The organism is Azospirillum sp. B506 (genome assembly GCF_000333595.1).
Lineage (GTDB): Bacteria > Pseudomonadota > Alphaproteobacteria > Azospirillales > Azospirillaceae > Azospirillum.
Genome location: NZ_BADK01001042.1, coordinates 1 through 5,587 on the forward strand (window position 1 = coordinate 1; position 5,587 = coordinate 5,587).

At 67.9% G+C, this 5,587-nt stretch carries 5 protein-coding genes; 1 reads left to right on the forward strand and 4 read right to left on the reverse strand.

Annotation, left to right across the window (positions count from 1 at the left end; all coding sequences use genetic code 11):
* Positions 1-152 precede the first annotated feature (152 nt).
* Entirely contained in the window at positions 153-935 is a 783-nt protein-coding gene (locus I71_RS31945) for a FliH/SctL family protein (RefSeq protein ID WP_042703814.1), read from the reverse strand.
* A gap of 62 nt (positions 936-997) precedes the next feature.
* On the reverse strand, positions 998-2,659 hold the full coding sequence (fliF, locus tag I71_RS31950) for a flagellar basal-body MS-ring/collar protein FliF (protein WP_042703816.1): 1,662 nt from the start codon (positions 2,657-2,659) through the stop codon (positions 998-1,000).
* 603 nt (positions 2,660-3,262) lie between these two features.
* Between fliF and I71_RS31955 the strand changes: the two genes are divergently transcribed.
* Positions 3,263-3,769 carry a helix-turn-helix domain-containing protein gene (locus I71_RS31955; RefSeq protein ID WP_042703819.1) on the forward strand — a complete coding sequence of 169 codons (507 nt, stop codon included), beginning with the start codon at positions 3,263-3,265 and terminating at the stop codon, positions 3,767-3,769.
* A 27-nt stretch (positions 3,770-3,796) separates the two neighbouring features.
* On the opposite strand, the gene I71_RS31960 is transcribed toward I71_RS31955, so the two are convergent.
* Both I71_RS31960 and I71_RS31965 read right to left on the reverse strand, forming a co-directional pair.
* A complete protein-coding gene (locus I71_RS31960; protein WP_049976442.1) occupies positions 3,797-4,405 on the reverse strand; it encodes a transcriptional regulator in 609 nt (202 codons plus the stop codon).
* A 165-nt stretch (positions 4,406-4,570) separates the two neighbouring features.
* A partial coding sequence (locus I71_RS31965; RefSeq protein ID WP_042703821.1) for a response regulator occupies positions 4,571-5,587 on the reverse strand: 1,017 nt, incomplete at its 5' end.

Consider the following 5,587-nt stretch of genomic DNA (forward strand, 5'->3'; position numbering starts at 1 on the left):
CGGAGATCTGGACGGGGATGTCGTACACCGCCTCCAGATCCTTGGCGATTCCGGGGCTGGCGTAATCGTCGCCATCGCCGCCGTGCAGATCGTTCAGCGAGAAATTGTCGCTCGGCATGTCGGTCCCTGACCTCCTTCATTCCGGACACCCCTTAGACGGGGGCCGGAGCCTCCAGCATGTGCGCCGCGCGGCGTTCGATTTCAGCCAGCAGCTGGGCGGTGTCCCGCTCCACGCCGCCTTCGGCCCATTCGATGCGGCAGCCGCCGGGGGCGATCGACGGATCGCCGATCACCATCAGCCTGGCGCCGAAGCCGCGCGACCCGACCGTCTCGTCCAGATGGCCGCGCACCAGATCCATCGTGTCCTCCGCCACCCGGATGACCAGCCGCGGCTCGTCGATCAGGTCGGTCAGGCAGGCGCGGACCATCCCCTCCACCTCGACCATGCCGCCGCGCCGCGCCCATTCCGGCATCAGCTTGCGGACGATGGCCAGCGCCAGATGGACCGGCTGTTCGCTGCGCGCGGCGTTGCCCGCCTCGTGCGCGGCCAGCAGATGGGCCACCCCGTCGGCGATCTGGGACAGCGCGTTGGCGATGCGGTTGTTCACCGTCGCCTCGATCTCCGCCTTGCCGCGCTCGTAACCGGTGTTCTGCCCGGCGGTCATGCCGTCGGTGAAGCCCTTGCCGTAGCCGGCGGCGGTCCCTTCGGACTTGCCGGCAGCCAGTCCCTCCTCATAGGCCTGGGCACGGGCGGCGGCCAGTTCCTCCTCGCCGAAGGTCGGGGCCGGCGGCAGTTCCGGCTCCGGCTCCGGCTCGGGTTCGGGATGGGCCGACAGCTCGTCCTCGGGCAGAAGGTCGTCATCCTCCACATGGGTCATGCGGGGGACGGCGTCCACGTCGAAGGACTCGTCGAAGAGGAATTTGCGCACGCTCATCGCCGCGCCCCCCCTTCGGACAAGGTGGCCTCATGCGGAGTGGATACGGAGGCCGGCATGGCTCAGCTCTCCTGATACAGCCAGTTGCGCAGGATCGAGACCGCCTCTTCCGGGTGCTTGTCGACGATCTCGCCGACCTTGCGCAGGGAGGAGGCGCGGACGCGGCCCTCGACCCGGTTGATGTCGATCATCTGCTCCAGCTCCTCGTCGGCCTGGGCGGCCTCCAGCGCCAGATCCTGGGCCAGGGCGCCGGTGGGGGCGGCAAGCGCCGCCGGCATGCCGGCCTGATCGGTCAGCAACCGGTCCATCTCGTCGTCCTCCTGCATCTCCGCCTTCTCGAAGGCGCGGGCGATCAGCGGGCGGATGACCAGCAGGATGATCAGCACAGCGACGATGCCAAGGACCACCATCTCCGCGATGCGGAACAGGTCGTCCTTGGTCATGCCCATGAACAGCTCTTCGGGCTTCTGGATGTCGTCCTCGGGCGACCAGAAGCGCATGTTGATCACCTCCAGCGAGTCGCCGCGCACGGCGTCCAGCCCGACGGCGGAGCGCACCAGCGCCTTGATGCTTTCGATCTCCTGCTCGCTGCGCGGCTGGTAGGCCGGCGGGGCGTCCTTGGACAGCTGGTAGGTGCCGTCCACCAGAACGGCGACCGACAGGCGGCGGACCTGGCCGGCCTCGCGGACGTGCGACTTGGTGGTCTTGGTGATCTCGTAGTTGATCGTCTCTTCGGCGCGGTTCGACTTGTTCGAGGACAGCGGGCTGGCGCTGCTGCTGGCCTGCGCCGTCGGCAAATTCTGGTCCACCGTCACCGGGGCCAGCGGATCGCGGTCGCTGCTTTCGTTCGATTCGTTGACGGTCTGGGTCGAGCGGACGACCTGGCTTTCCGGATCGAAGATTTCCGACTGGGTGGTGATGCGGTCGAAATCGAGGTCGGCCGACACCTCCGCCCGGACCTTGCCATAGCCCAGCGTCCGGCCCAGCAGATCCTCGATGGTGCGGGCCAGCCGGCCCTCATAGGCCTGCTTCTTCTCCTCGGCGCTCGCCATCATCGCCTCGGCGGTGTCGCTGCCGGTGCCGCGCGCCAGCAGCTTGCCCTTGTCGTCGACGATGGAGATGCGGTTGGGGTCGAGGTTGGGGACCGAGGCGGCGATCAGCTGCTGGATCGCCTGGATGTTCTCGCGGCTCAGCTGGGTGCCGGGGCGCAGCTTCAGGAAGACGCTGGCGGTCGCCGGATTCTGCTGGCGGGCGAACAGCTCGCGCTTGGGCAGCACCAGATGGACGCGGGCCTGCTGGACGCCGTTCAGCGTCTGCACCGTGCGCGCCATCTCGCCTTCCAGCGCGCGCAGGTGGTTGATGTTCTGCATGAAGCTCGTGGCACCGAAACCTTCGCCCTTGTCGAACAGCTCGTAGCCGACCGACCCGCCGGACGGCAGGCCCTGGGCCGCCATGCGCATGCGCATCGGCCCGACCTGATCGGCCGGGACCATGATCTTGGTGCCGGACTTGTCGACGCTGTAGGGGACCTTCGCCTCGTCCAGCTTCTTGGCGATGGCCGCCGCCTCCGTCTGCTGGAGGTCGGCATAGAGCAGTTCCATCTCCGGCGTGGACAGCCGGGTGGTCAGATAGACGAAGAATCCGATCAGCAAAAGCCCGACGCCGCCGATCGCCGCGAGGCGGGCGGGCCCGAGATTGCGCAAGGTCTGCAGCAGGTTGTTCACGCGCGGTCCCCGATCGGAAGTCTTCCCGGCATGCTCTTCACACAGTCTCCGTTCGCGATTGCGAAACGGTTTCTGCAAGTTCCGCGCCGGGCTTGCCTACGTTGGGGCATGCTGCGGCGTCTTGATGAACAGAGGGTTAATCAGCGGCAGTTTTTGCCGGGCGCCCGGCAAAATATGCCTAGTGCCCCCGCAAATGTTGCAGCCCTGCGGCGGTGCAGCCACAAGGCATTCCGCAACCCTGGGTCACAATGCCGCAGCGGATCCCCGGTGGAGGCTGTGCCGGACAGCGCACGCGACCTGGGGTAAAGAGATACCGCCAGATGCGCGAAAAGAGTGCGGCTCTATGACCAATTGGACGATTCCCGCGAATTTCACGCTACCCAAAAGAGGTAAATGGCGGAGCCGTGGTTGACATCGTCGGGTCGCAGTCATAGCTGAGTTGCATTCGAGGCCCGAAACCGGCCGATTCGTCTTCGCGGCGAGGTGTTCCTAAGCCCCGACTCCAAAGGCGTTGCTTCACGGTTGACGGGCCCGCCCAGCGTTCCGGACGGCGGCGGGAAGAATCGTCTGCCGGGACCCGCACAGGATCGAAGGGAAAGAGCCATGAAACGCCGTGGCCGCGAAAAAAAGGAAGGCCTGAACGAGGTCGATGTGTTCGTCGGCCAGCGCCTGCGCGAGCTTCGCATGCTCGCCGGCCTCAGCCAGAGCGATGTCGCCTCGGCCCTTGGGCTGACCTTCCAGCAATTGCAGAAGTACGAACGGGGCTTCAACCGGGTGTCCTCCAGTCGCCTGTTCAAGCTGGGCCAGTTCTTCCGCGTCCCGGTCTCCGTGTTCTTTGAAGGACTTGAGAACCGTCAGCCGGCGGCTGAGGGGGGCGTTCCGGCGGCGGCCGTTGGCGGCGAGGAGCAGGAGAACACCCTGCAATCGCGCGAGGCGCTGATGCTGGCGCGCTATTTCCAGAGCATCCGCGATCCGCAGATCCGTGCCGCCATCCGCGAACTGGCCGAACGCTGCGCCGAGCAGCAGGGCGACGGCAGCGCCGAAGCCGGCCTCGCCTCGGCGCCCAAGCGCGGCCGTGGCCGCCGGTCGCAGCAGGGCGGCCACGCCTGACGCCGTTCCGCCTCCTGCCGACCGGCCTCAGGCCGGTTTCAGCCGCCGGTAATGCTCCAGGAAGTCGGCCAGCGCCTCTTCCGGACCCAGCGGCAGGATCGGGGCCTCGTCCGGGTCGGGCAGGTCGCGCCAGTTCACACGGTGCGGCGCGCACAGGTCGCGAAGTTCCGTCGCCAGCGCCCGCTGGTCCGCCAGCTTGACCGCCTTCGGCTCGGGATGGCGGAAGCCGAAACGCTCGGCCAGTGCCCGCTTGATCGGCTCGACCGCCTGCCGGATGGCATCGCGGCCGATCCGCACCTTCCACGGCGTCGGCCAGTCGCCGGTGAACGCCTCTTCCGAATCATGCATCAGCGCGTCGTAGGCGTAGCCCTCCGGCGCCAGCCGGCTGGCGAGAACGCAATGCTGGGCCACACTGAAGAAGCGCTGGGTGTTGCCGACGAAGCGACACTGGTAGGCCAGCGGGCGGGCGATGTCCTCGATGTCGAAGGGGCCGAAATCCGGGTGTTCCAGATCGACCGTCCGTCCCGAATAGGTGATCATGACCGCTGTCGGCTCGGGCGCGTCGAGCAGATCGAACTGATCGGGATGGGGGACGCGCGGCGACCCGCCGCGCCGCTTTGGCGCTGCTTTCTTCATGGTCCTTAAGTCTCTAGAGCCCGTCCGGTGCCTGTTGGAGCACTGGATGGTCTCTAAGCTTCTGGTTTTCCGTGTGATTCACGTTTCAAGCGATGCCGCTTGAAACGATCGCACTCTAGCAGATCGGTCGCCCGGCGCTCAACCGCGCGTCCGACGGAAGGGCCGTCAATCGCCGGTCCCCGCCGGCTCGCGCACCAGACTGCTGGTGGCGGCGACGGTGGTCTCCAGCAAGGGCAGCAGGGCGGCGACCTTGCCCGCATCGGCCGCGCCGTCGTTGATGGCGCGCGCGATGGCGGCCATGCGCGGCGTGCCGAAATTGGCAGCGAGCCCGGCCAGCGTGTGGGCCGCCTGCTTCAGTTCCTTCGGCCGCCCGGCCTGCAGGGCGGACCGGATGGCCGTCACCTCGCGCAGGGCGGTTTCCGGCAGCAGCTGGAGCATGCCGTCCAGCGCCTCGCCGCCCAGCGCCAGCCGGAGTTCCGCCAGCTTTACCCGGTCGACCAGCGGCAGGGCCGAGAAATGGCTGCTCTCGGTTGCCGGGCGGCTGGGCATCGGCACCACGCGCCCCTCCTGCGGCCGGGTCGCCAGATCGACCAGCACGGCGTTCAGCTCGTCCCAGTCGATGGGCTTGGTCAGATAGGCATCCAGCCCGGCCGCCAGATGGCCGTCGCGATGTTCCGGCAGGGCGTCGGCCGACAGCCCGACGATGGGGATGCGGCTCACCGGGCCATCCATCCGGCGGATCGCCCGCGTGGCCGACCGTCCGTCCAGCACCGGCATTTCCATGTCCAGGATCAATGCGTCGTAATCGGACGTCCCGACCGCGTCCAGGGCCGCCCGCCCGTCGGCGACGGCGTCGATGCGATGCCCCATGCGGGTCATCATGGCGACGACCAGCATGCGGTTGATGTCGTTGTCCTCGGCCAGCAGCAGCCGCAGCGGCACCCGTGCCGGTTCCGGCAAATCCGCCGGCGATGCCAGGGCGCGACGGGCGCCAAGCTCGCCCACCGGCTGTGCCACCGCCAGCCGCGAGCGGATGGAGAAGCGGAAGGTGGAGCCGCGGCCCGGCGTGCTGGTGACGGTGATCTCGCCGCCCATCGCTTCCACCAGCCGCTTGCAGATCGCCAGTCCCAGGCCGGTGCCGCCATATTTGCGGCTGGTCGACACGTCGGCCTGGACGAAAGC

What these genes read in the sequence shown, in the direction of transcription:
- I71_RS31955 (WP_042703819.1), top strand. Translation starts at nt 3,263, where the DNA reads ATGAAACGCCGTGGCCGCGAAAAAAAGGAAGGCCTGAACGAGGTCGAT.
- I71_RS31945 (WP_042703814.1), bottom strand. Translation starts at nt 935, where the DNA reads ATGAGCGTGCGCAAATTCCTCTTCGACGAGTCCTTCGACGTGGACGCC.
- I71_RS31960 (WP_049976442.1), bottom strand. Translation starts at nt 4,405, where the DNA reads ATGAAGAAAGCAGCGCCAAAGCGGCGCGGCGGGTCGCCGCGCGTCCCC.